A 24,601-nucleotide genomic window follows, 5' to 3' on the forward strand; every position below is an offset into this window, starting at 1 on the left:
ACGAGTAAGACTGCGGCCTAAAACTCCTCGACCGACAGGCTTTCATCCGTCGCCGCGCCATCCAGACGCCAGCCGGCGCCCTCTCCCTGCGACAGCGTCTCGGCCAGCCAGGGCAGGAGCGCGAGCAATTGGGCTTCGAGCGTATAAGGGGGGTTGATGATGACGACGCCAGCGCCGGCGAGCTTGCCCTCGGCCTCCAGATCGCGAACCCAGAGATCGGCGCGCAGAATGTTTTCCGGCGTGGCGTAGTTTTCTTCAAACAGCCATTCGGCAAGCCCGACATCAAAACGCTCGGACGCCCATAAATCCTTCAGGGGACGCCAGAAGATATAGGTGCCGCCGGTCCATTTCGGGATCGCCTTGCGAACGGCTTCGGCCATGTGGGCCATCTCGTCGCGATGTTCAAACGGCGGATCGACCAGCACAACGCCGCGTTTCTCGCGTGGCGGCACAAGGCTGTGCAGGGCTTTATAGCCGTCGCGCTTTTCCACCTTCACGGCGGCGTTGCGCACATAGCGCTGGTCGAGCGTCTTCGCGTCGGCTTCGTGCAATTCGCACAGATGCGCGCGGTCATGCTCACGCAACATGCGCGCGGCCAGTTCGGGCGAACCGGGATAGCTCGTCAGTGTCTCACCCGGATTCATGGCGCGCACGACGTCCAGCAAGGGCGCCAGTGCCTCCTCCACTTCGGGGCGGCGTTTGGCGGCGAGCACTTTGGCAATCCCGCCCTGCCATTCCGGATTTCGCTGCGCCTCGCTGGAGGTGAGGTCATAGGCCCCGACACCGGCATGGGTGTCGATATAGCGGAAGGGCTTGGCCTTCTTCTTCAGATGGGCCAGGCATTGCGCCAGAACCGCGTGTTTCAACACATCCGCGAAGTTTCCGGCATGGAAGGCGTGACGATAATTCATAAGCCGTCCTTATCTTAATTTGCGTTGCGGCGTGAAGGCTTTATCTTCCCCGGCACATCCGGGGAGGCTGCCATGACACGTTTGATTTCCATACTGACCGCCATCGCACTGAGCGCCTGCACGGCTGCGGCTCAGGACGCGCCGTCCAATGTCCGCGAGGATGGCTCCCGCGTCTATGAAAGCGAAGGTCAGATCACCGCCAATGGCCAGCGCGTGCGCTATTCGGTGATCGCCGGTGAAACCTATATGGCGGGCGATGATGGCGAGCCCTATGCCTCCATCTTCTCCACCGCATATATCCGCGAAGGTGTCGAGGATCGCGCCACGCGGCCGGTCGCCTTTATCTTCAATGGCGGGCCGGGATCGGCCAGCTTGTGGCTGCATATGGGCGTGTTCGGGCCCTACCGTCTGGACCTGCCTTCAGATGCACGGGATGACGGCGCGGCCCCCTATTCCATCATCGAGAATAATCTTTCCATCCTCGATCAGGCCGATCTCGTCTTTGTCGACCCGGTGGGCACAGGCTGGAGCCGGCCGCTGGGCGAGGCCGATACGGGTCAGTTCTGGGGCATTCGCGAGGATGCGCGCGTGCTGGGTGCCTTCATCCGCCGCTGGCTGACCGAGAACCGCCGCTGGAATTCGCCGAAATACCTGCTCGGCGAAAGCTATGGCACGACGCGGATTGCCGCCTTGCTGAATGAAATGCAAGGTGGCTGGACGGATGTCTCCTTCAATGGCGTCGCGCTGATCTCCACCGTGCTGGATTTCCGCTTTGATGATACGTCCGAAGGCAATGATGTCGGCTTTGTCGGCCTGATGCCGGGCTTTGCGGCCACGGCCTGGTATCATGAGCGCGTGGATCGTTCGGCCTGGGATGGCGATCTGGAGGCCTTCATCGCCAATGCGCGCGATTTTGCCTATGACACCTACATGCCCGCCCTCTTACGCGGGGCGAGCCTGCCGGAGCCCGATCAGCGTGCGGTCGCTGCCGAGCTTTCCAGCTTTATCGGCCTGTCCGAAGACTATCTGATGCGAGCCAATCTGCGCGTCAATCTGGGCCGCTTCATGCGGGAACTCCTGCGCAATGAAGGCCTGTCGGTTGGCCGACTGGACAGCCGCTATACCGGCGCGGAGGCCGATGCAGTCAGTGAGGGGCCGGAATATGATCCGTCCGCCTATGGCATTGATGGCGGCTATACGGCCGCCATGCTGCACTATTTCACCGACACGCTGGGCGTCGATATCACCGAGGAATATTCGGTCATCGACATCCCCACGGCGTCGGGCTGGAACCGCTCGACGGGTCAGGGCTCGGCCTATGTGAATGTGACGCCGTGGGTGGCCACCGCGATGCGCCAGAACTCGGATCTCGAAGTGCTGGTGGCGCAGGGCTATTACGATCTCGCCACGCCCTTCTTCGCGGCAGAGCTGATGTTCAACCAGCCGGGCTTTGATCCCGACCGCGTCACCTTCGGCTATTATGAGGCCGGGCACATGATGTATATCCACCACCCCTCGCTGGAAGCGTTTGTGGACGATGTGCGGGAGTTGATCGGGGAATAACGCCTCCATCCGTCATCCCGGAAAGGCGTCAGCCTTATCCGGGACCCAATCCGGAAGCGTGACGTCACGGAATGGGTTCCGGGTTCGCGCCTTCAGCGCGCCCCGGAATGACGTGTTTTAGATGAGGACTTCAGCGAATTGCGTGGTTCGAGGCCCGGCTTGCGCCGGGCACCTCACCATGAGGTATGTGGTCAGCGGGCCGGAGTCATTTTCGCGGCTATTTCGCTTCCCGCATCCGGTCGCAGAGCAGCCAGGCCAGCACCGCGACCAGCGTGTAGAGCATAATCGCCATCGGGCCGAATTGCTGGGCGGTTTCCGGCGGCGGCGCGACAAAGCTGATCGAATAGAGCCCGACCAGAAGCGCGCCGAAAATCCACGGGCTGATTTTTCCGAACGCGCCCTTTGCTTTCGTCGCGGAGATGTAGAGCAAGAGACCAACCGCCAGCACGCCGAATTCCAGCGTCAGGGCGACCGGCTCATTATTCCAGAGGCCAAAGCCAACCTTCGGCCCGCCCGGCCACAGGGCGAGATCCGGCACATGGACCAGAAGGTCGAGCAGCCAGTGCGAGAAGACGCCCAGGCCAATGATGATGGCGCCGGCGCGTTTTTGCGTGCGCGCAATCAGCGACCACACAAAACCCAGCACGATGGACCAGACGACCGCCATGAGAAGTGAGTGCGTCCACGGCATGTCATAGAGATCGAGCGGGCTGACGGCGGTAAAGCCCGGCTCGATGCGGACATTCTCTATGCCGAAATAGACAAATACGCCCCAGAGATAATCCAGAAACTGAACCGCAACGCACATCGCCCAGACCGGCACGGTCTTGACAAAGCGCGGCCCGGCCAGCGCCGGTCCATAATGGCCTACAAACATGGTGAGTCCCTCCCCTGATGGGCGCAGGGTAGCAGAAATCAGGGTTCAGGTGCATGGCATTCTGTTGGAGAGCAGAACGTGGTCCGGCAGACTTTCGACGCCGAAAGGCCAATAATCGTCAAATGTGATTTCCAGATCGGATGTGTTGAGCGGGAATGGTGAACGCTCGTCGCCTTCCCCGCGATAGGTGCATTTCGACATGTCCGCTGCGCGTAATCTCTGATTATTTTCTGTTGGCAGGCGGATGCAACGCGACTGGAGTTGCAGCGCGTAAATTTCATCGGTCGCGTCGAAGAACAATTGTTCGTATTCGGTCAACGACAGCAGAGGTTGATTTGGTAATGTGGGAGAAAGGCTTGCCAGGTAAATCCTGTCCCAAGCGCCCACTTGCGGAAATTCACCTGTGATTTCCAGCTCGCCGGCCAAGGTCTCGAATACCGGATTACGGGTTTCTGAATAGCCCAGAAATGGCCACAGCAGGTAGAGGTCCGTTGTCTCCCTGCAGGCACCTGATCTTGTGAAAAAAGTCAGCTCAATGGACTGCTCGTCTCCGCCATTGATCCGTCCGGTGACTTGCCACCGCCAGGCCGCGCGCGAGGCCCCAGACATCAAGGACTGGCTGTACGGCTCGAGCTGATCATTTTCGGTGTCGCGCTCGATGGCAAACGCATCAGTCGATCCCGGCTCGATCAGCACCAAAGCGCAATCCAGTCTCTCGCCACACGTATCCGGCATTGCCAGAGTTGTTTGGATCTGCAGCGCCAGAGCCGCCAGCAATTCGATCATGTCACCTTCCTCCCGTGTGCGATCCTAACGCGAAATCCGGCGGAAGTGTGAAATGGGGGCTGAAATTGACTGAGGTCAGAATTCCCCTCCCCTTGATGGGGAGGGTCGGCGATCCGTCTGGATCGGCGGGGTGGGGTGATGTCTGGATGCCCCCACCCCTACCCCTCCCCACAAAGGGGGAGGGGAAAGATTGTTGCGGATAAAATACCGCCTTAATCCCCCTCGAAACTCACAAGGCTGGCACACGGCACACCGAGGGCTTCGATGCGTTTGGCACCGCCGAGATCCGGCAGGTCGATGACGAAGGTCGCACCGACGACATCAGCGCCAGCGCGGCGCAAGAGCTTGATCGCCGCTTCAGCGGTGCCGCCCGTCGCGATGAGATCATCGACCAGCAGTACGCGCTCGGTTTCGGCCACCGCATCGGCGTGGATTTCGACCGTATCAGTGCCGTATTCCAGCTCATAGTCTTCGGCGAGCGTGCGCGCGGGCAATTTGCCCTTCTTGCGCACCGGCGTGAAGCCGACCGAAAGCTGGTGCGCGACCGCACCACCGAGGATAAATCCGCGCGCTTCGATGCCCGCCACCTTGTCGATCTTGGCCCCGGCCCACGGCATGACCATCTGGTCAATCGCCGCTCGGAAGGCGCGGGCATCCTTGAGCAGGGTGGTGACGTCGCGAAACTGGATGCCGGGCTTGGGATAGTCCGGAATGGTGCGGATGGCGTTCTTGATGATGTCCATGACAAGCCTCTAGTGGAACGGGGCGTCCCAGGTTTCAAGCCGGGCGGCGGCGTGCCAGTCCTTATAGACGGGATCGGCCAGCAACGTCTGTACATAGGCGGCGGCTTCTGTGGACAACGGCACACAATAGGTCTCGAAGCGGGTGGCCACCGGCGTAAAGAACGCATCGGCAATCGACCAGTCGCCAAAGAGGAACGGCCCCTCGCCGGTTTTGACATGGGCCCAGAGCGCCTGAATGCGCTCGATATCCGCCCAGCAGGCCACGCTCATATCCTTCGCCGTGGGTTCACGCTGGAGATTCATCGGCAATTCGCCGCGCAGCGCTGCAAATCCCGAATGCATGGAGGATGTGACCGCTCGGGCAATGGCGCGAAGGCCCGCGTCTTCCGGCCAGAGTGCGGGCGATTGCTCGGCCACCCATTCGCAAATGGCAAGGGAATCCCAGATATTGCCGACCGCCGTCTCCAGCACCGGCACGGTGGCGGCCGGAGACAGGGCCAGCAAGCGCTCGCGGGTTTCTTCCTGATCGAGCGGAATGACGTTTTCATCGAAGGCGATGCCGGCCTTTTTCAGGGTCAGCCAGGGCCGCAAGGACCAGGTCGACAGGCTCTTGTTGCCGATGTGCAGGACCGGCCGGCTCATTGCTCGCGCAACTCCGTCGTGCGGGCGCGGGTCATGGAAATGCGGCAATCGAGGGCAATCGCCTCGCCATCATCGCCAATCATCAGGAGCGAAGCCCGGCGCTGGCACTCCGCATCGCGATAGGCGATCCAGGTAGAATGGGCGCGGTCAAGATGCGCCGTTGCATTGGAAAGGCCCGGCAGGTCGAGATCAATCTCCGCTGCTTCATCGCGCGCCGCGTCCAGCGCATCGCCGAGCTGGTCCTCGGCGGTATCCAGAAGCCCCTCCAGACAACGATTCAGCGCACGGCCATCATTGAGGTGTTCGGAACACTCGATCATCGGGCGCGCCGGCCCGGAATAATCCGGCAGGGCCGCGTCCTGAGAGACGAGCGTGAGAAGAAAAAATGCTTCAATCATGATGCCACCTGCGCCTGAAATTCCGAAAAAGAACGCTAGTAAGCCGATGATGCCAAGTCCATGACGGCCTGCTCTATTTCCGCATCTATCCAGCGCGCGAGGCCGTATTGCTGCTGCGTTCCGGCGGAATATTGCGTCACGCGCCCCAGGTGGAAGCCGATCACGACGTTACCGCCATCGCGAGCGATCATGATGGGAGAGCCGGACAGGCCCGGCCGCGTCCGGCAATCATGCGCAAACAGGCTGCCATCATTGTGGAAGATTTCCGTCCGGGCCAGCACATGGCAGGACGCCGGTCGCTGGCTCTGGCGGACCAGAGCGATGTCCGGCAAATCGGCAGGCGAAACGGCCAGCCGTGCCAGCGTCAAGCGCTCCATTCCCCTTTCAAAAGCCTGATCCGTACGGATCACCAGCCAGTCATGATCATCGGTGGCGTTGGAGCGCGAATAGCGGATATCCGCAATCGCATAGCTCTCGCCGTTCGGACCCCGGATCCAGCAGGGGGCATTGTCGAGCGCCTGCAATCCGCCCACGCCATGGCGGGTGGCGACCAGCACCTCGAAATCCCGCGCTTCGGACACGTCCACGGCGAAGGCCTGGCTGACAAAACGGTCGGTGGACTCCGGTAAAGGGCAGACCAGATCGACCAGCCCGCCGCGCCCGGACACAAGGCTGTCCATACTCGCCGGCTGGATATCATTTGCCCAGGCGGGAAAAGCCGACAGGGTCAGGATCAAAAGCGCGCGACAGATCATCCGGCGAGACTAGGCCCCGGCATGGACGCCAACAAGTCACACTTGTGTCAGCGCGCGCCTTCACTGGCGCGCAGCAGCGTGCCTTCCAGTGTCGCCGCGATCAGCCCGCCATCAAAGACGACGGCGATGGACTGGCCGTCAAATCCGGTGACGCGGCCGGCATTGACGCCAATCACCGACAGACGCCCCTCTTCGAGCGTCAGGATGGGGGCGCCTGACAGGCCGTGGCGTGATCCGCAATCATGCAGGCGTACCAGCTCGCCGCCATCCATCAGGCGATCGCTCTGGGTCAGTGTGCAATCGGTGGACAGGTGATCGCGCCCGAGCAGCGCCACATGGCGCGGCGTGGTCTGGTCGGCGGCCATCCAGGCAATCGGCAAACGCCATTCGGGATGGGCGAAATCGTCCTCGGTGAGGATGATGGCCCAATCGTCGAAAGAGGAATTCATGCCCTGTGGGCGGATGACAGAAATGATGTCGTGCTGCTGGCCGCTGGCATCGAGGATCCAGCACTGGCGCGGATCGGCGCTGTTGTAATAGCGCACGCCGTGACCGGTAGTGATGATGACTTCCGAGCGCCGCTCATGGCTGCCGCCTGCGACCAGCACGCCACGGCTGCGCGAGCCGCGATTGGTCACACCGACCCGGCAGATCACATCCACGACGGACGCGCTGGCATTTTCTGCAAGATCACGGGGTACAGGCAGGGAGTCGGTGGCCTGAGCCGCCGACGTCACCAGAAACAGAACACACAAACCAATCCGAAACACGCTACCACCCCCTAGAGAACGCGCCCCGCTATGGCCTTCAATTTCCGGACCAGTTCGGGATCGCGCGCGTCTGGCGGCGTTATGATCGCGGTGTCCAGACCCGTCTCGATCCCCTGCGGCGAGGGCGTTCGATCCATATGGGACACCATATCCGCCAGACGGGCAATAGTCTGTCTTGCCAAATCGGCATTTTGCCTCATCACGGCGAGCACGGCGGGCACATCCACGGCGGCCTCGTCCGCCTTCCAGCTGTCATAATCGGTGACCATGGCGATGGAGGCGTAAGGCAATTCCGCCTCCCGCGCGAGGCGGGCTTCGGGCATGTTTGTCATGCCGATGACATCACAGCCCCAGCTGCGATAGAGCGCGCTCTCGGCGCGGGTGGAAAATTGCGGGCCTTCCATCGCCAGATAGGTGCCGCCGCGCGTCACTGGCGCGCCTGCAGCTTCAGCGGCATCGGCCGCCAGAGCAGCCAGACGGTGGCAAACCGGCTCGGCGATGGAGACGTGCGCGGCGCAACCGGTGTCGAAGAAGGAATTGGCGCGCGACCGTGTGCGGTCGATATACTGATCCACCACGACAAAGCGTCCGGGCGGCAGGCTTTCCTTCAGCGAGCCACAGGCCGATATGGACAGGATATCCGTGCAGCCTGCCATTTTCAGCGCCGCGATATTGGCGCGGTAATTAATCTGGTGCGGCGGAAGGCGATGGCCTCGCCCGTGCCGGGGCAGGAAGACGAGTTCGATGCCGTTCAACCTGCCGGTCGTCAGCGCATCCGATGGCGCGCCCCAGGGCGTGTCCACCGTTTGCGTGCGGACATCTTCAAGGCCGGGCAGATCATAGAGTCCAGACCCGCCGATGATGCCAAATTTCCAGGTCATTTTTTCATGTCCCCCTCACCCCGAGGGCTATTGCCCTCTTCCCTCTCCCTCGAGGGAGAGGGAGGGACCCGATGCTGAATTGCGATAGCATTTCAGCGTTGGGAGGGTGAGGGGGCAAATGAAAAAGGCCGCAGCGCGGGCTGCGGCCTTGATCCATTCAGCGCGAAAAACGCCTAGTGCTTCACATTCGCCCAGACCTGACGATAGGCGAGCCACATCAGGATGGAGAAGATCAGCAGGAAGATCATGACGCCGAGGCCCATGCTCTTGCGTTGCTCCATATGTGGATCCGAGGCCCAGGCCAGAAAGGCGGCCACGTCGGTGGCATATTGTTCGGCTGTTTCCGGCGAGCCATCGACATAGCTGACGGCCCCGTCAAACAATTGCGGGCCCATGGCCAGAACGCCGCCCGGGAAATACGGGTTGTAGTGCTGTCCCGGAAGGAGCGTGACGTCTTCCGGCACTTCATAGTCATAGCCCAGCAGCAGGGAGCGGAGATATTCCGCGCCGCCAGAGCGGGCTTTCGCGATCACCGAGAAGTCCGGCGGCACGGCACCGCCATTGGAGGCGGCGGCCTGCGCCGGGTTGGCATAGGGGTTCGGGAAACGGTCGGCCGGAATGCCCGCGCGTTCCATTTCCTCACCGGTTTCGAGGTCGATCTCGGTGTAGGTGTAGCCGCTCGCAATCGACATCACGACCGGATTGTCGTTCGGATTGGCAAAGCTGATCAGCTCGCCTTCATGCTCGGGATCCGGCAGGAGTTCGAACGGTCCACCCGGCTGACCCAAATTGCGGAAGCTCAACAGGTCCATGGAGTGACAGGAGGCGCAGACCTCCTGATAGACCTGAAAGCCGCGTTGCAATTGTTGATCGTCAAACGTGCCGAACGGTCCTTCCCAGGAGAAGTCATACGGCTCGGGCGCGTGGGTTTCGCCTTCGGCTGCCAGCGCCGGAGCGGCAAGAGCAGCAAGGGCAGCAAGGGTCGCGATAAAGCGTTTCATCGTGTCTCTCCTGTCCCTATTCCGCCGGAGCCGCAGTGGGCTGATTACCCAGAACGGAGGCTTCAATACTTTCCGGTCTTTCCTTCGGTTTCTCAATAAAGCCGAGCACCGGAAGAATGATCAGGAAGTAGGCAAAGTAGTATGCGGTGAGGATTTGCGACAGCACCACGAAGGGCATGCCGACACCGCCGAATTCGAACACCAGATTGTCCGGATTCTCCGCGCCGCACCAGCCAAGGCCGAAGCAGGCAATCACGAAGATCAGGAAGCACCATTTGGCAATCGGACGATAGCGCATGGATTTCACCGGCGATCCGTCCAGCCAGGGCAGGACGAAGAGCACACCGATGGCACCGAACATGGCCAGCACACCGCCAAGCTTGGCGCTGATCGGTCCAATATCGAAGGTGACGGCGCGCAGGATGGCGTAGAAGGGCAGGAAGTACCATTCAGGCACAATGTGCGCAGGCGTAACCAGAGGATTGGCCTCGATGGAGTTGTCCGCATGGCCCAGCACATTCGGCAGGTAGAAGACAAAGCCTGCAAATATCATCAGGAAGACGACAATCGCGAAGCCATCCTTCACCGTGTAATACGGGTGGAATGGCAGGGTATCGCCCTTGCCCTTCACCTCGACGCCGGTCGGGTTGTTATTACCCGGCACGTGCAGCGCCCAGATGTGCAGTATCACGAGACCCGCAATCAGGAACGGAATGAGGTAGTGCAGGGAGAAGAAGCGGTTCAGCGTGGCATTGCCCACGGCGAAGTCGCCCCACAGCCATTCGCGGATGCCCTCACCCACGACCGGCAGCGCGCCGAACAGGTTGGTGATCACCATCGCGCCCCAATAGGACATCTGGCCCCAGGGCAGCACATAGCCCAGGAAGGCGGCGGCCATCATCAGCAGGTAGATCACCACGCCCAGGATCCACAACAGCTCCCGCGGAGCCTTGTAGGAGCCGTAATACAGGCCGCGCAGCATGTGCAGGTAGACCGCCAGGAAGAACATGGACGCGCCATTTGCGTGCATGGACTGGATCAGCCAGCCATAATTCACGTCGCGGCGGATACGTTCCACCGAGTCAAAAGCGTGATCGACATGCGGCACATAGTGCATGGCCAGCACGATGCCGGACAGGATCTGGATCATCAGGCAGACGGTCAGGATGCCGCCGAATGTGTACCAGTAGTTCAGGTTGCGCGGGGTCGGGAAATCCACAAAGGAGTCCCAGCCCAGGCGCACGATCGGCAGGCGGGCATCAAGCCATTTCTCGATACCGGTCTGCGGGACGTAGGTAGACTGATGGCTCATGCGACGCTCCATCCGGCCGTGGCGACCTCATCCGAAGAGGCTCCGAGTTTCACAACGGCGCCTTCATTCTCGAAAATGTAGGCGGGAACCGGCAGATTTTCCGGGGCCGGGCCGCGGCGGATACGGGCCGACGCGTCGTAGTGCGAGCCGTGGCAGGGGCAGAACCAGCCATCGTAATCGCCTGCACCATTGCCCACCGGCACACAGCCAAGGTGGGTGCAATTGCCTTTGACGATCAGGAATTCCGGATTGAGCACCCGGTTCGCGTCAGCGGCAGAGGCGTCGTCCGGCAGATTTTCATTACGGGCGAGATCGTCCGGCAGGCGGTCGAGTTCGACGGCACGCGCTTCGGCGATCTCGGCTTCCGTGCGCCGGCGGATGAAGACCGGGCCACCGCGGAACATGACGGTGATTTCCTGGCCAACGCCGAGGCTGGAGATATCCTTGCGGATAGAGCCCAGAGCCAGCGTATCCGCTGCCGGATTCATCTGGTGAATGAATGGCCAGATGGTCATCGCACCGCCAATAGCAGCTGCGCCCCCGGCGACGATATAAATGAAGTCCCGGCGTGTCGGTTCTTCGGTGGTATGGTCTGTCACGGCCGACCTCTTGATTATCTTGCCTTACAGTCCGGCTGCGGACGCAACCGGCTTACCCCGCTTGACGCGGATTGCCCAACAAAGGCATCACCGCGTCACTTAACTCGTATCGGGATTGGAGGCGAAGCGGCATCCCGCCGCATGTCCCCAAACCCCATATCCAGCGCGGCTTAAAATGCGGATCGTATTTTTTCAACCAGATATTCCGCAAAACCTCGGCGCTTCGATCCGTCTGGCGGCCTGTTTTGGTGCCGGGCTTGACGTGATCGAGCCGTGTGCCTTTCCGCTGAATGACAAGGCGATGCGCCGTGCAGCGCTGGATTACGCACCTCTGGCAGACTTTCAGCGCCATGATTCGTATGAGAAATGGCGGGCCGGCCGCAGCGCAGGCCGCATGGTGTTGTTCACAACAAAAGCAGCAACATCCCTGTGGGATTTTTCATTCCGGCCGGACGATCAGCTGGTTTTCGGGCGCGAAAGCGCCGGCGTGCCCGATTCTGTGCATGATGATGCCGATGCGCGCGTCTTCATCCCGATCCGGCCGGAAACGCGCTCGCTGAATGTCTCCATGAGCGCCGGCATCGCCCTGGCCGAGGCGATGCGCCAGATATCGGCTGCGTCAGCCTGACGCGCGGCGGCGCGCCTCATTTCCCCACACTGCAAGTAGGGTTTTATTCGTGGCCAGTTTCAGTCACGAAAGGATAACGACAATGCTGGACGGTTCGGAGACCCCCGCCATGGCACTGGAAACGGAAAAAGCGACCGCCAAGGGCTGGTTCGAGGCACTGCGCGACGAAATCTGCGCGGAGTTCGAACGCCTGGAAGACGAAGCGCCTGCCAACCTCTATCCCGGTACGCCGGGCCGGTTCGAGCGCGAAGCCTGGTCGCGCGGCGATGGATCATCCGATCAGGGCGGCGGTGTCGCCTCGATCATGAAGGGCCGGCTGTTTGAAAAGGTCGGCGTGCATTGCTCGACCGTCTATGGCGAGTTTTCGCCGGAATTTGCCAAGCAGATACCGGGTGCGGAACACGATCCCCGCTTCTGGGCGTCCGGCATTTCGCTGATCGCGCACATGCAAAACCCCCATGTCCCCGCCGTTCACATGAATACGCGTTTCATCGCGACGACGAAGGGCTGGTTTGGCGGCGGCATGGATCTCAATCCGACGCAGGATTATCAGCGCGACAAGTCCTTTGATGATGCCGTGACCTTCCACGCCGCCTGCAAGACGGTCTGTGACCAGCATGGCGATGATTTCCACGACCGCTTTGAAAAATGGTGCGAGGAATATTTCTGGCTGAAGCACCGCAATGAGCCGCGCGGCGTGGGCGGGATTTTCTACGACCGGTATGATACCGGCGACTGGGCGGCGGATTTTGCCTTCACGCAGGATGTCGGCCGGGCTTTTCTGGCGGTCTATCCGAAGATCGTCCGAACCCGCATGGCCACGCCGTGGACGGCCGCCGACCGCGAGGAACAATTGATCCGCCGGGGCCGCTATGCCGAGTTTAACTTGCTGTATGACCGTGGTACAAAATTCGGACTCGAGACAGGGGGCAATGTAAAATCCATCCTGTCGTCCATGCCACCGGAGGCCAAATGGCCCTGACCGATACCCCGCAGCGCGGTTCTGGAAAGATCATTACGGGTCTGATGGGCGCGAGCTTTGTCGCGGCCGGGATCATGCTCGGGGCCAGCGTCGTCGCCGGTTTGCAATTTTCGGAAACCGGCGGCGTGCCGGACATGTACGGCATCATCATGTTCGCGCTGATGTACGTTTTCTTCGCCACGCCGATCATGGCGGCGCTTGTTTTCCCGCTCGGCGCGGCGATGTTGTGGGGGCTGGGCCGGATCGGCCTGCTCCAGCTCTGGGCCATTGTGGCGCTGGGTCTGATCATCGGCTACGCGCTGAGCTGGCTAATCCCGCTCCTGCCCGACATTATTCTCATATCGCAATTGCCCTCGCCCATCCGGGAAATCTCCTCGACCCTCGGCGGCGGCGCGGCCGCTCTGACCTTCTGGATGCTGGCCCAGCCGCACCGCCAGTCGGCCTGATCACAGCCGCAACGCATCCGATTGTCGCGACCGCGCATCTTCTGACCATGAGACATGTGCAAATTCATGGATGAGGGCCTGACCCTGATATCGGCACCCGGCCGATATATCGCTCCGGCACGGGTGGATATCCGCGTCCGGAATCACGCCTATGCGCCGCACCGGCACGACACCTATGTCTTTGCCCTCACCTGCGCGGGTATCCAGTGTTTCGACTATCGCGGTGAAATGCGGACCTCTCATCCCGGCGAGCTGGTGGTCCTGCATCCGGATGAAAAACATGATGGCCGTGCCGGAACGGAGGCCGGGTTTCACTATCGCGGTATCTCCATCGACCCCGCCGCTCTGCAGCTGGCTCTGGACGGACGCGCCCTGCCCTTCATCGAAGGCGGTGTAACGCGGGATGGCCGGCTGATTGACGTGATCACGCCGCTCCTGTCCGACATGGCGGCTCCGCTCACCGCTGCCGAATTCGAAGCGGCCCTGGCCGATCTGGCCGAAGCCATGCTGGCCGCCAGCGGCGCGGCCGGTTCGGCCTCCATCGCGGATGCGGCCGCCGCGCATATGGCGCGAAATTTCATCATCGAGACACCCCAACGAACGATCAGCCTGGATGAGCTGGAAGCGCTGACCGGGCAGAATCGCTGGCAACTCAGCCGGGATTTCCGCGCCCTGTTCGGCACCAGCCCCTATCGCTTCGGTCAGCTGCGTCGCCTGGATCGCGCGCGGGCCATGCTTCGCGAACCGGGTTCGCTGGCGGATACCGCCTATGCGACCGGGTTTGCCGACCAGAGCCATCTGACCCGCGACTTCAAGAAAGCCTTCGGCATCACGCCGAAAGCCTGGCAAAAGCTGGTCCACTAAGGCCCGCGCACGATCGTTCAAGAAACGGCTCGCCCTAACGGCCACACTGGCAGGACATAACAACCTCCTGAACAGGTGAACTGCCATGCCGAATGCCTCCCCCCGTACCCGCATATCCCTCCTGATTGAAGTGCTCATCGTTCTGGCCGTTCTGGTCGGGTCGAAACTTGTCTTCGATCAGATCGTCTGGAAATTTGCCGGGCCGCTCTCTCTCCTCTGCACCTTCATCGCCATCGGATTCTTTACCTGGCGCCATCGCGAAAGCTGGGCCGGATTTGGCCTGCGAAAACTTCCGGGCTGGAAATCCTGGGCCCTGCTCGCCCCCCAGGCCCTTCTGGGCATTGTCGCCATCATCGGGCTGGGCGCCGGTACGGCTTTCGCCGGAGACGCGCTGGGGCTCTGGACCACAGGCGAGACCATGAGCGGCGTCGAGGATCGCTGGGGCAATATCGTTGGTAATCTGCCGGTCTATCTGCTCTGGCTGGCAATTGCGTGGATCAGTGCCGGGTTTGGCGAGGAGGTCTTCTTCCGCGGCTATATGATCAACCGTGTCGAGGCCTTGCTGCCGCATGCGAAATGGGCGCTGCCGCTGGCCGTGCTCATCCCGGCCATCGGGTTTGGTGTCGCGCACATGTATTATCAGGGCTTTCGCGGCCTTGTGGTGACCGGCATGATCGGCCTCGCCATCGGCACGCTCTACGTTCTCTACAAGCGCAATATCTGGCCGCTGATCATTGCCCATGGCGCTGTCGATACGCTCGGCTTCACGGCGATGTATCTGGACCTGGACGTCTAGATCAGGTTGAGCAAATCCGCCTTCGACAGCCGGAAACGGCTGTCGATCCAGGCTTCTTCCAGACGCCGCAGGGTCTCACCCATGTCCGGCCCGGCGGCGATACCCGCCCACTTCAGGTCCGCCCCTGTGACCGGGAAGACCGGGGCATCAAACGACAGGGCATGCGCAATCGCTCCGCCCCAGCCTTCCACCGGCGCCTCCGTCGCAGAGAAGATCAGAAAAAGCTGATCGGCGATGGCGGCATTGCCGTGCCGATAGACGAGCTTCTCCAGTTCGGCGCGCACAGGCCAATTGGTCTCGATGGTCCGCGACAATTCCGGGTCCGTCATTTTCCGAATTCGCAGGGCTTCGGCGTTGGACAGTTTCAGATGGGAGATCAGGCGGGCCGCCCTCCCGCCCATCCAGCCAGTAAAGCGCACCAGCGAATCCTCCGCGCCGAGCCGCACGAGCGCCGCGACGCGGTCTGCATCCCCGGCCTCGCCAAACAGCGCCGCCGACACGCCGGTTTCCGCCATCAGGCGAAGGGCCGGCGCCGGATCCGGCGCGGCGAGGAGTTTTTTCGTCTCGGCCCAGACCCGCTCTGCCGAAAGCTGCGCCAGCCCGTCCGTCATCGCCGTACAAGCGCGCACGGCCTCGGCGTCCGGCTCGCCCTGCCCGTAGCGGGCAAAGAAGCGGAAGAAGCGCAAAATGCGCAGATAATCCTCGGCGATCCGGTCCTCCGCCCTGCCGATGAAGACGATGCGGCGATCCGGGATATCATCGAGGCCGCCGACGAGGTCGAAAATCTCGCCCGTCATGTCGGCATAGAGCGCATTGATCCGGAAATCGCGGCGCGCGGCGTCCTCGGCCCAGTCGGTCGTGAAGGCGACGGTGGCGCGGCGGCCATCCGTCGAGACATCGCGGCGCAAGGTTGTCACCTCAAACGGGCAATGATCGGCCACCGCCGTTAGCGTGCCATGTTCGATCCCTGTGGGATGCACGGCAATCCCGGCGGCTTCCAGCGCGGCCTTTGCCGCTTCAGGCTCCAGTATTGTCGCAATATCAATATCGGCGACCGGCTCGCCCAGCAGGGCGTTGCGGACGCTGCCGCCGACAAAACGCGATCCGCCCGGCGCAACTGCGTCGAGGGCGGACATGACCCGCCGCGTGGCGGGCGCCGTCATCCAGTCATGATCAGCGGGGTTGAGGCGAACCGCCATCATCCCCGTCCTCATCCTCTGCGCCTTCGTCGAGATCGCGCGTGACCGTATGGTTGGACGGCTCGCCAAAATTGCGGGTGTCCTGTTGCGGAGCCTCGCCCGGATTATTGTTGAACTCGGCGCGATTGATGGTCCCATCGCTCAGGCGCGGCGGCACATAGGTGGTGTGCCCGGAATCGCCGGCATGCGATGTCAGCACCAGAAAGACAAAGCCCGCAGCGGCAAGGAATCCGCCGATGGCCGACAGAATGAGGGTCGGGGCCGGCTTGTGATCCACGACCTCTTCGGTCGCCTTCATCGACAATCGCCACAGGGCGAACAGGATGAAGGGCGAGGTGAAGAGCAGAAGCTCCAGAAAAGCCAGTCTGATCATTGCATGTCTCCAAACAGCCGGTCGTGAAGCGCCTTCAACATTCCCGCTGTTGCCCCCCAGATATAGTGTTCCCGGTATGGCATCGCCCAGAAGCGGCGCATCTTCCCGCGAAATTCCATTTCATGACGCTCATGATTCGCCGCATTCATGAGAAAATCAAAGGGGGTTTCGAAGACCGCGGATACCTCTTGATGATCCGGCGTGACCGTATATCCGGGCTTTACCACGCCGACAAAAGGCGTGACCTGATAGGCAGTGACTGTTTCATAGGGATCGAAACAGCCCAGAATATCAATGAATTCCGGGCCAATGCCGATTTCTTCCTGTGTTTCCCGCAAGGCGGTTTGCGCCAGGGTTTCGCCCGGTTCGCGGCGGCCACCCGGAAAGGAAATCTGGCCGGCATGCTTGGTCAGATGCGCCGCCCGCACCGTAAACAGGAAGCGCGGCGGCCCGTCATGCAGGATGAGCGGCGCCAGAACGGCCGCCTGATTCAGTTTTGCCCCGGAGGGAATGATCCGCCCATCCAGATCGCCATCGCCGCGCGCCGCGGTGTTGGCCGGGCGGTCAGGGTGGTCGAGCTTCGCGTCCAGCAGATCAAGAATGGACTGCGGCGTCATTCGGCACGGCCCAGTTCAAAATCCTCGCCTCTGGACCGGACATACAAGGTCTTCTTGCCACCCGCCTTGCGAATCTCGGCCTGCTCAACCAGTTCGTAGAAGGCCGGGCGGTTGATCAGGGCCTCCAGCCGTCCGCGGATCAGGATGAAGGGTTCCGGCTCGCCGGTTTCAGGATCGATTTCGACGCGGATTGGATGATCGGGGCCCGCGGCCACCACATCCCCCAGATTTGTTGTGAATAGCAGCACCGGCTCTCCGGCCTCTTCGCCATGGTCCACACGCACCGCCACAAAGGGCGCGGCCTCGACCTGGACGGCCTGCTTTTCGACCGGCGTTACGAGATAATGAACGCCATCGTCATCTTTTCGCAAGATACGCGCAAACAGCTTTACGAGACGTTCGCGGGTGATGCGACGCCCTTCATGCCACCAGCTGCCATCCCGGCGGATCACCATATCCATTGTATCGCAATGGGTGGGATTCCACTTGTCGACGGGCGGGTATCCGTCGCCGGATGATTCGGCTGCTTTCAACAGCGACTGCATCAGATCAGGTGTTGTATGGTCGCCGGGCATGGACACTCCGTATTTGCATTGTCATTCTTCACCAACAAACGTGACCGGTCGAAGCCGTGCGCTAGTTCATACAGGGATTTAGGGAGATAACCTTGGCGAAAAAACCGGCAAGTCCTGCAAAAAAGACGACAACGGCCCGCAAACCGCGCAAGGCGGCCGCCCCGAAAGCGCCGTCTCTGGCAACGATGGATGTGGTCGAAGCGGCTGATATTGCAACGGAACGCCTCGCGGCAACGCGGGCCTCCATCGGCAAGGTCATCTACGGTCTGGAAGATCAGATCGAATTGTGTCTCGCGGCCATTCTCTCCGGTGGTCATGCGCTTCTGGTGGGTGCGCCGGGTCTGGCCAAGACCAAGCTGGTGGAAACGCTCGCCATTGCGACCGGGCTCGACACCAAGCGCATCCAGTTCACGCCGGATCTGATGCCGGCCGATATTCTCGGCTCCGAAGTGCTGGAAGAAGGTACGGGCGGCAAACGCTCCTTCCGCTTCATCCAGGGCCCGGTCTTCTGCCGCCTGCTGATGGCGGACGAAATCAACCGCGCCAGCCCGCGCACGCAGGCCGCGCTTCTGCAGGCCATGCAGGAACATCATGTGACGGTCGCCGGTCAGCGCTATGATCTGCCGGAACCTTTCCATGTTCTGGCCACGCAAAACCCGATCGAGCAGGAAGGCACTTATCCGCTGCCGGAAGCCCAGCTCGACCGTTTCCTCCTGCGCGTCGACATTCCCTATCCGGAACGCGGCGATGAGCGCGAAATCCTGCTGGCGACGACCGGCGCGTCTGAAAATCAGGCGGAGGCAGTTCTGTCCCCGGCCGAGATTCTCGACCTACAGGCGCTGGTGCGCCGCATGCCGGTTGGCGAGAAAGTTGTCGATGCCATCCTTGATCTGGTCCATCTGGCCCGCCCGGATGAAAGCGATGACAAGGAAGTGCAGAACGGCGTCTCCTGGGGTCCGGGACCGCGCGCCGGTCAGGCCCTGATGCTCGCGGTTCGGGCGCGCGCTCTGCTGCAGGGCCGCCTGGCACCGTCGACGGAAGATGTCGCCGCGCTGGCCGAGCCGGTTCTGAAACACCGCATGGCGCTGTCTTTCGCCGCCCGCGCGGACGGTCTGACACTGGAATCCCTGATTTCCCGCCTCGCCACCAAAGCCGCCTAAAGGACATTCGCGCCGATGCGCTCGCCCTTTGCCCGTGACACCGCCAAACGCGCGGCTGACCTGCGTCAGGCCGGTGAGGCCGCCGCTGCGCCGTTTGGCGAGCTGGTGGCCGAGGCCGAGCGGATTGCAGCCAGCGTCGTCATGGGCGTGCACGGACAGCGCAAGCGCGGAACCGGCGAAACTTTCTGGGAATATCGCCACCACCGCGCGGAAGATGGCGCGCAAGCCGTCGACTGGCGCATGTCGGCCAAGTCGTCTGAACTCTATGTCCGGGAGAATGAGCAGGAAGCGGCCAATACGGTCTGGCTCTGGCGCGATGGCTCCTCGACCATGGATTTCGGATCCTCGCGCGATCTGCCGCTGAAGAAAGACCGGGCGGCTGTCTGCATGATCGCCATGGCGGCGCTGTTGTCGCGGGGCGGTGAACGCATTGCGGCTCTGGGCGAAAGCGCCCGGGCGCGCGGCGGTGAAATGGGGCTGGAACGCACGTCGATCCGGCTGGGCACTGGCCCCGGCAGTCTGTCTTCGGTCGAATCTGCACCCATTGGCCGTTATGGCCGCGTCGTGCTGGCCAGTGATTTCCTTGACCCCATTGAAACCTGGCGCGTGCGCCTGTCCCGCTATGCCGCCTTGCAGGCCGGCGGCGCGATGCTGCGCATTATCGACCCGATGGAAGAAGACTTCCCGTTCAAGGGCCGCACCCGTTTTGAAGCGACCGATGATAGCGAGAGCCTGCTCTTTGGCCGCGCGGAGGAGGCCCGCAAAGCCTATCGCGCCCGCTGGCAGGAACATGGCGACCGCCTCGCCGATCTGGCGCGCTCCTATGGCTGGACGCTGGTCACCCACCGCACTGACCGTCCGGCGACACAAGCTGTACTGGCGCTCTATCGCGCGCTGGCAAGGGAAATCTAGATGTTTGCACTCGGTCCCCTCGCCTTTGCCGCGCCACTGGCCCTGATCGGGCTTTTGACCCTGCCGATCCTCTGGCGGCTTTTGCGCGCCACACCGCCTCCGCCGCGCCGGGCAGTTTTCCCGCCCTTGCGTCTCTTGAAGGACGCGCCGGATGATGCCGAGACACCGCACCATGCGCCCTGGTGGCTGATCGTATTCCGCCTGCTTCTGGCGGCCATCGTGATTATCGCGCTGGCCCGTCCGGTCTGGCAGCCGGACGTGAATACCGAGACCAATCGCCCGCTACTGCTGGTGGTGGATAATGGCTGGGCCTCTGCGCCGGCCTGGCGCGACATGGTCCGCGAAGCCAATTACCGGCTGGATCTGGCAGAAGAAACCGGCCGCACGGCCGCCATCGTCTTTACCGCGGATGCGTCACCCGATGCCGAGCTGGTCTTGGGCGCACCGGACGCTGCGCGCCGTCAGCTGGAAGGCGTGAATGTGGAAGCCTGGCCGCCCAATCGCGAACTGACCGCCGGGCGCATTGATGCCGCGGTCGATGCCGGTGGCCTGTCGGACAATCTGCAGATTGTCTGGATCACCGATGGTATCGACACTGCCGGGTCTGAAAACCTCGCCCGCATTCTGGATCCGCTGGGACAGGTGACCGCCATTCTGCCGGGCCCCGGCCGCTCCCCGGTCGCGCTGGGCGCGCCGATTGCCACGCCCAATGGTTTTGCCGTGGACGTGATGCGGATTGATGCGGATCTGCCGCGCACCGTCTCGCTCGTGGCCACTGCCGGCGATGGCCGCGCTGTTGCCCGGACCGAAGTCGAAATGGAGACGAGCGTCACCCGCGCCCGTGCCGACATTGAATTGCCATTGGATTTGCGCAACCGCGTCGCCGCGATCCGGATTGAGGGACAGGTGTCGGCCGGCGGCACGCAATTGACGGATGATGCCTGGCGCCGCCCGCGTGTCGGCGTGATTGATGCGGCCAGCGAAGACGGCCAGCCGCTGCTCTCTGACCTGCACTATGTGATGCGCGCGATCGAGCCTTTCACCGAGGCCCGCCGCGATGACCTTGATGGCCTGCTGGCCAGCAATGTCTCCGCCCTGATCATGGTCGATGCGGCGCGGACAGACGATCAGCGCGTGCTCGATTTTGTCAATCAGGGCGGGCTTCTGATCCGCTTTGCCGGACCGCGGCTCGCGGCCCGGCCCGATGATTTGCTGCCGGTGCAATTGCGTCAGGGCGGCCGCAATTTCGGTAGCGCCCTGTCATGGGAAGAACCGCAATCCCTGGCACCGTTCAGCGCGGATTCGCCCTTTGCCGGTCTGACCGTCCCGCCGGAAGCGACCGTCTCCAGCCAGGTATTGGCGGAACCCGGCACGGCGTCTGCGGATCGCGTCTGGGCGCGGCTCGAAGATGGCACGCCTCTGGTCACCGCCATGCGGCAGGGTGAAGGCTGGGTCGTGCTCTTTCACGTCACGGCCGGTCCGGAATGGTCCGAACTGCCACTGACCGGGCTTTACCCGCGCATGCTGCGGCGCATTTCCGCGCTCGCGCAAGGTGGCTCGGCCACGCCGTCCGGTGGCGGCGCCTATGTCATTGATCGCGCGCTGGACGGCGATGGACGCCTGTCCAATCCGCCCGTGTCCGCGCGACCGGTTCCGGCGCAAAGCTGGACCAACACCACGGCCAGCGCTGAAACCCCGCCCGGCATCTATCGGCTAGGGGCGGCGAGTGCGGCCCTGAATGTGCTGCGCGCCGGGGATGAGATCACCGCTCTGCCGCGCGCCCTTCCCGGCGTCACCTTCACCAATCTGGAAGCGCCGGCTGAACGCCGCTTTGCGGGGCCTTTGCTGGCGCTGGCGCTCTTCCTGCTGGCGATTGATGCCGTGATCGGCCTTGCGCTTGCCGGGCGTCTGCCCCGTTTGCGCCTGCCGCGCCGCGGCGGCGCTGTGGCTGCCCTCATTGCCGCGCTGGGTCTGGTCTGGTTCATGCCGCAGGCGCAGGCCCAACAGACGCAATATCTCGACAGTTTTGAAATGGATGCGGCGCTCGATCTGCGCTTTGCCTATGTCATTACCGGCAATCGCGATGTGGATGACCGTAGCCGGGCCGGCCTGTTCGGCATCAGCCGCGAGATCACCCGCCGTAGCGCTATGGAGCCACAGGAACCGATGGCGGTGAATGTAGAGGAAAACGAGCTCGTCTTCTTCCCGATCATCTACTGGCCAGTGCTGCAGAATTCCCCGCCCTTATCCGATGAAGCGGCGGCACGGGTCTCTCGCTATATCCAGTCCGGCGGGCTGATCATTTTTGATACGCAGGATGCCGATATTGCCGCAACGCGCGCCGGTGCGCCGCATCCCGGTCTGGCGCGCCTTCTGGAGGCCGTGGATGTGCCGGCACTGGCCCGTATTGATCCGGACCATGTGCTGACCCGGTCCTTCTATCTCCTGCAGGACTTTCCCGGCCGCATCAGTGGCGGTCCGGTCTGGGTGGAAGCAGATCCGGATGGAGCCTCCCGTGATGGTGCGTCCGGCGTGGTCATCGGTTCGAATGACTGGGCCTCGGCCTGGGCGACCGATGCCAATGGCCAGACCCTTTATCCCGTCGAAGGCGGCGAGCGCGAACGGGAAATGGCGCGGCGCTTCGGCATGAATCTCGCCATGTATGCGCTGACCGGCAATTACAAGGCGGACCAGGTCCATATCCCGGCGTTGCTGGAAAGGCTGGGCCAATGAGTGTCGCCGCGACCACCCTCGATTTTGCGCCGCTGATTCCGGTCTGGGCGATCGGTTCGCTGGCCGCGCTGGCTCTGGTGACCACAGGCATTGGCGCCATCCGCCGGCTCAATGGCTGGCTCTGGCGCAGCCTGTCGGTTCTGTTGATCTCGGCGGTTTTGATGAACCCGTCTCTGGTCGAGGAAGAACGCGAAGCTCTGCCCGATATTGCGCTGGCAATCATCGACCGCTCGGATTCGATGGAGATACCCGGCCGCCGCGAAGCCGCCGATGCGGCGCTGGCCGATCTGAGAGCGCGCGCGGAAGCCGATCCGGAACTCGATCTGGTCGAGGCAGAAATCGGCAATGACGAGAATGGCACGCTGGCACTCGATGCCATGCAGGCCGCTCTGGCCGGAATTCCGCGTGATCGCCTGGCCGGGATTGTATTGGCGTCCGACGGCCGCGTGCATGACATGCCGGACGATGCCGAAGCACTGGAAATTGACGCGCCGGTCCATCACCTGCTGACCGGCAATCCGGAGAGCGGTGACCGGCGTCTGGTGATCGTCGATGCGCCGCGCTATGGCCTCGTCAACGAGCCGGCCGAATTTGTCATTCGCGTCGAGGATGACGCCATGACCGGGACGGCCACGCTGACCTTCCGCGTCGATGGCGGCGAGCCGCAGACAGCGCGCATCACCATCGGCACGGATACGACCGTTACAGCGCCGATCGAGCATCGCGGGGCGAATGTCATCGAGATCGAAGTTGAGCCCGGCCGTGAAGAGCTGTCGCTCATCAATAACCGCGCGGCGGTTTCCGTCACCGGCGTGCGCGACCGCTTGCGGGTGCTGCTGGTTACCGGCGAGCCGCATAATGGCGCCCGCACCTGGCGTGATCTGTTGAAGTCCGATCCGTCGGTCGATCTGGTGCACTTCACCATCCTGCGCCCGCCGGAGGCCGTGGATAATACACCCGTCGATGAATTGTCCCTGATCCCCTTCCCGACCCGCGAATTGTTCGAGGAGCGTCTGGAAGAGTTTGATCTGGTGATTTTCGACCGCTATCGCCGGCGCCAGCTCATGCCGCCACTCTATTTCGACTATATCGCGCGTTATGTGGATAATGGCGGAGCGTTGCTGGTCACGGCCGGTCCGCCCTTCGGACAGGCGACGTCCATCTATCGCTCGCCGCTGGCAGCGGTCCTGCCAGCGCGTCCGACCGGCGTGATTGCCACCGGCGCCTATCGTCCTGAAATCACCGAAGCGGGGGCGCGTCACCCGGTGACCGCCAATCTCGCACCTCTGGAGGGCGAAGATCCGTGGGGTGAATGGTTCCGCCGGATTGATGCCTCAGTTCTGGGCGGCGAGACTCTTCTGGAAGCGCCTGACGGCGGGCCGCTTCTGGTGCTGGCACGGGCCGGACAGGGCCGATCAGCCATTCTCCTGTCGGACCAGAGCTGGCTATGGGCGCGCGGCTATCAGGGCGGTGGTCCACATGGCGAAATGTTCCGCCGCGTGGCGCACTGGCTGATGGGTGAACCCGAGCTGGATGAAGAACGCCTGTCGGCAAGTGCCTTCAATGGCCAGCTGGTTGCCGACCGCACAACGTTGGCCGATGCGCCGCCACCGCTGGAACTGGAATGGCCCTCTGGCCGGACCGAAACTCTGAACATGGCTTCGGCCGGTGAACCGGGACGGTTTACCGCGACCACGGAGGCAAATGAGCAATCCGGTCTGGTGCGGTTGCGGTCCGGCGATCTGACGGCTGTGGCAGCGCTCGGCCCGCTCAATCCGCTGGAATACGCCAATCTGCGGCCCACACGGGATGTCCTGCAGCCGCTGGTCCGGACAACAGGCGGTGGCAGCTACACGCTTGGAACCGGCGATCAGCCGGACTTGCCGGGAATGCGCCGGACGCGCGCCGGCACGGATGCCGCCGGCCGGAACTGGTACGGATTACAACGCAATGAGCGCTATATCGTGCGCGGTGCCGAGCGGACACCTTTGCTGCCGGCTCTGCTGATCCTGCTCCTGATTGTCGGCGCTCTGGGCCTTGGCTGGCGGCGCGAAGGTCAATAGCCACTCGACGTTACC

26 protein-coding genes are annotated in these 24,601 nt (G+C 62.5%); 10 read left to right on the plus strand and 16 right to left on the minus strand.

The window, feature by feature from the left end; all coding sequences use genetic code 11:
• Nucleotides 1–17: 17 nt before the first annotated feature.
• A complete protein-coding gene (locus tag P0D52_RS10205; protein WP_394692550.1) occupies nucleotides 18–911 on the minus strand; it encodes a 23S rRNA (adenine(2030)-N(6))-methyltransferase RlmJ in 894 nt (297 codons plus the stop codon).
• A gap of 72 nt (nucleotides 912–983) precedes the next feature.
• On the opposite strand from P0D52_RS10205, the gene P0D52_RS10210 reads away from it, so the two are divergent.
• A complete protein-coding gene (locus P0D52_RS10210) occupies nucleotides 984–2,474 on the plus strand; it encodes a S10 family peptidase (RefSeq protein WP_394692551.1) in 1,491 nt (496 codons plus the stop codon).
• A gap of 217 nt (nucleotides 2,475–2,691) precedes the next feature.
• Here P0D52_RS10210 and P0D52_RS10215 read toward each other — a convergent pair whose 3' ends face one another.
• The 11 genes from P0D52_RS10215 to petA form a co-directional block, all read right to left on the minus strand.
• Nucleotides 2,692–3,351, minus strand: coding sequence for a hypothetical protein (locus P0D52_RS10215; protein ID WP_394692552.1), 660 nt, complete (start codon nucleotides 3,349–3,351; stop codon nucleotides 2,692–2,694).
• A gap of 45 nt (nucleotides 3,352–3,396) precedes the next feature.
• Nucleotides 3,397–4,128 (minus strand): hypothetical protein, encoded by a 732-nt coding sequence (locus tag P0D52_RS10220; RefSeq protein ID WP_394692553.1) that lies wholly within the window; start codon nucleotides 4,126–4,128, stop codon nucleotides 3,397–3,399.
• Between the two features lie 221 nt (nucleotides 4,129–4,349).
• Complete coding sequence (locus P0D52_RS10225; protein ID WP_394692554.1) at nucleotides 4,350–4,880, minus strand: adenine phosphoribosyltransferase; 531 nt, start codon at nucleotides 4,878–4,880, stop codon at nucleotides 4,350–4,352.
• 9 nt (nucleotides 4,881–4,889) lie between these two features.
• Nucleotides 4,890–5,522, minus strand: coding sequence for a glutathione S-transferase family protein (locus P0D52_RS10230; RefSeq protein WP_394692555.1), 633 nt, complete (start codon nucleotides 5,520–5,522; stop codon nucleotides 4,890–4,892).
• Nucleotides 5,519–5,920 (minus strand): lysozyme inhibitor LprI family protein, encoded by a 402-nt coding sequence (locus P0D52_RS10235; RefSeq protein WP_394692556.1) that lies wholly within the window; start codon nucleotides 5,918–5,920, stop codon nucleotides 5,519–5,521. The genes P0D52_RS10230 and P0D52_RS10235 overlap by 4 nt, the downstream gene beginning before the upstream one ends.
• 35 nt (nucleotides 5,921–5,955) lie before the next feature.
• The gene (locus tag P0D52_RS10240) at nucleotides 5,956–6,675 is read right to left on the minus strand and encodes a trypsin-like serine peptidase (protein WP_394692557.1); all 720 of its coding nucleotides are present in this window, start codon (nucleotides 6,673–6,675) and stop codon (nucleotides 5,956–5,958) included.
• Between the two features lie 47 nt (nucleotides 6,676–6,722).
• Nucleotides 6,723–7,445 (minus strand): hypothetical protein, encoded by a 723-nt coding sequence (locus P0D52_RS10245; protein WP_394692558.1) that lies wholly within the window; start codon nucleotides 7,443–7,445, stop codon nucleotides 6,723–6,725.
• Between the two features lie 11 nt (nucleotides 7,446–7,456).
• Nucleotides 7,457–8,326, minus strand: coding sequence for an S-methyl-5'-thioadenosine phosphorylase (locus tag P0D52_RS10250; RefSeq protein ID WP_394692559.1), 870 nt, complete (start codon nucleotides 8,324–8,326; stop codon nucleotides 7,457–7,459).
• A 173-nt stretch (nucleotides 8,327–8,499) separates the two neighbouring features.
• Nucleotides 8,500–9,327 carry a cytochrome c1 gene (locus P0D52_RS10255; protein WP_394692560.1) on the minus strand — a complete coding sequence of 276 codons (828 nt, stop codon included), beginning with the start codon at nucleotides 9,325–9,327 and terminating at the stop codon, nucleotides 8,500–8,502.
• Nucleotides 9,328–9,343: 16 nt separating this feature from the next.
• Nucleotides 9,344–10,639, minus strand: coding sequence for a cytochrome bc complex cytochrome b subunit (locus tag P0D52_RS10260; protein WP_394692561.1), 1,296 nt, complete (start codon nucleotides 10,637–10,639; stop codon nucleotides 9,344–9,346).
• Entirely contained in the window at nucleotides 10,636–11,238 is a 603-nt protein-coding gene (gene petA / locus P0D52_RS10265; protein WP_394692562.1) for a ubiquinol-cytochrome c reductase iron-sulfur subunit, read from the minus strand. The genes P0D52_RS10260 and petA overlap by 4 nt, the downstream gene beginning before the upstream one ends.
• Nucleotides 11,239–11,413: 175 nt before the next feature.
• Between petA and P0D52_RS10270 the strand changes: the two genes are divergently transcribed.
• The 5 genes from P0D52_RS10270 to P0D52_RS10290 all read left to right on the plus strand — a co-directional run bounded on the left by P0D52_RS10270 (nucleotide 11,414) and on the right by P0D52_RS10290 (nucleotide 14,954).
• On the plus strand, nucleotides 11,414–11,866 hold the full coding sequence (locus P0D52_RS10270; RefSeq protein ID WP_394692563.1) for a tRNA (cytidine(34)-2'-O)-methyltransferase: 453 nt from the start codon (nucleotides 11,414–11,416) through the stop codon (nucleotides 11,864–11,866).
• Nucleotides 11,867–11,948: 82 nt separating this feature from the next.
• Nucleotides 11,949–12,848: an oxygen-dependent coproporphyrinogen oxidase gene (hemF, locus tag P0D52_RS10275; protein WP_394692564.1), complete on the plus strand. Its 900-nt coding sequence runs from the start codon at nucleotides 11,949–11,951 to the stop codon at nucleotides 12,846–12,848.
• Entirely contained in the window at nucleotides 12,839–13,294 is a 456-nt protein-coding gene (locus P0D52_RS10280; protein ID WP_394692565.1) for a hypothetical protein, read from the plus strand. Before hemF ends, P0D52_RS10280 begins: the two co-directional genes overlap by 10 nt.
• A gap of 54 nt (nucleotides 13,295–13,348) precedes the next feature.
• The gene (locus P0D52_RS10285; RefSeq protein ID WP_394692566.1) at nucleotides 13,349–14,158 is read left to right on the plus strand and encodes a helix-turn-helix domain-containing protein; all 810 of its coding nucleotides are present in this window, start codon (nucleotides 13,349–13,351) and stop codon (nucleotides 14,156–14,158) included.
• 85 nt (nucleotides 14,159–14,243) lie between these two features.
• The gene (locus P0D52_RS10290; RefSeq protein ID WP_394692567.1) at nucleotides 14,244–14,954 is read left to right on the plus strand and encodes a CPBP family intramembrane glutamic endopeptidase; all 711 of its coding nucleotides are present in this window, start codon (nucleotides 14,244–14,246) and stop codon (nucleotides 14,952–14,954) included.
• Here the strand turns inward: P0D52_RS10290 and P0D52_RS10295 are convergent.
• Genes P0D52_RS10295 through P0D52_RS10310 form a run of 4 tightly spaced genes read right to left on the minus strand, consistent with a single transcriptional unit; the run spans nucleotide 14,951 to nucleotide 17,718 of the window.
• Nucleotides 14,951–16,156 carry a CCA tRNA nucleotidyltransferase gene (locus P0D52_RS10295; RefSeq protein ID WP_394692568.1) on the minus strand — a complete coding sequence of 402 codons (1,206 nt, stop codon included), beginning with the start codon at nucleotides 16,154–16,156 and terminating at the stop codon, nucleotides 14,951–14,953. The genes P0D52_RS10290 and P0D52_RS10295 overlap by 4 nt on opposite strands.
• Nucleotides 16,128–16,526, minus strand: coding sequence for a DUF6111 family protein (locus P0D52_RS10300; RefSeq protein WP_394692569.1), 399 nt, complete (start codon nucleotides 16,524–16,526; stop codon nucleotides 16,128–16,130). The genes P0D52_RS10295 and P0D52_RS10300 overlap by 29 nt, the downstream gene beginning before the upstream one ends.
• A complete protein-coding gene (locus P0D52_RS10305) occupies nucleotides 16,523–17,143 on the minus strand; it encodes a CoA pyrophosphatase (protein ID WP_394692570.1) in 621 nt (206 codons plus the stop codon). The genes P0D52_RS10300 and P0D52_RS10305 overlap by 4 nt, the downstream gene beginning before the upstream one ends.
• Complete coding sequence (locus tag P0D52_RS10310) at nucleotides 17,140–17,718, minus strand: DUF1285 domain-containing protein (RefSeq protein WP_394692571.1); 579 nt, start codon at nucleotides 17,716–17,718, stop codon at nucleotides 17,140–17,142. The genes P0D52_RS10305 and P0D52_RS10310 overlap by 4 nt, the downstream gene beginning before the upstream one ends.
• Nucleotides 17,719–17,903: 185 nt before the next feature.
• Here P0D52_RS10310 and P0D52_RS10315 point away from each other — a divergent pair, with 185 nt between their 5' ends.
• Genes P0D52_RS10315 through P0D52_RS10330 form a run of 4 tightly spaced genes read left to right on the plus strand, consistent with a single transcriptional unit; the run spans nucleotide 17,904 to nucleotide 24,586 of the window.
• Nucleotides 17,904–18,878, plus strand: a complete 975-nt coding sequence (locus P0D52_RS10315; protein ID WP_394694787.1) for an AAA family ATPase — start codon at nucleotides 17,904–17,906, stop codon at nucleotides 18,876–18,878.
• A gap of 15 nt (nucleotides 18,879–18,893) precedes the next feature.
• On the plus strand, nucleotides 18,894–19,790 hold the full coding sequence (locus P0D52_RS10320) for a DUF58 domain-containing protein (RefSeq protein ID WP_394692572.1): 897 nt from the start codon (nucleotides 18,894–18,896) through the stop codon (nucleotides 19,788–19,790).
• Nucleotides 19,791–22,523 (plus strand): DUF4159 domain-containing protein, encoded by a 2,733-nt coding sequence (locus tag P0D52_RS10325; protein WP_394692573.1) that lies wholly within the window; start codon nucleotides 19,791–19,793, stop codon nucleotides 22,521–22,523.
• Nucleotides 22,520–24,586, plus strand: coding sequence for a hypothetical protein (locus P0D52_RS10330; protein WP_394692574.1), 2,067 nt, complete (start codon nucleotides 22,520–22,522; stop codon nucleotides 24,584–24,586). Before P0D52_RS10325 ends, P0D52_RS10330 begins: the two co-directional genes overlap by 4 nt.
• The last annotated feature ends 15 nt before the right edge of the window (nucleotides 24,587–24,601 follow it).

Origin of the sequence: Hyphobacterium sp. (assembly GCF_043584775.1) — a bacterium.
Lineage (GTDB): Bacteria > Pseudomonadota > Alphaproteobacteria > Caulobacterales > Maricaulaceae > Hyphobacterium.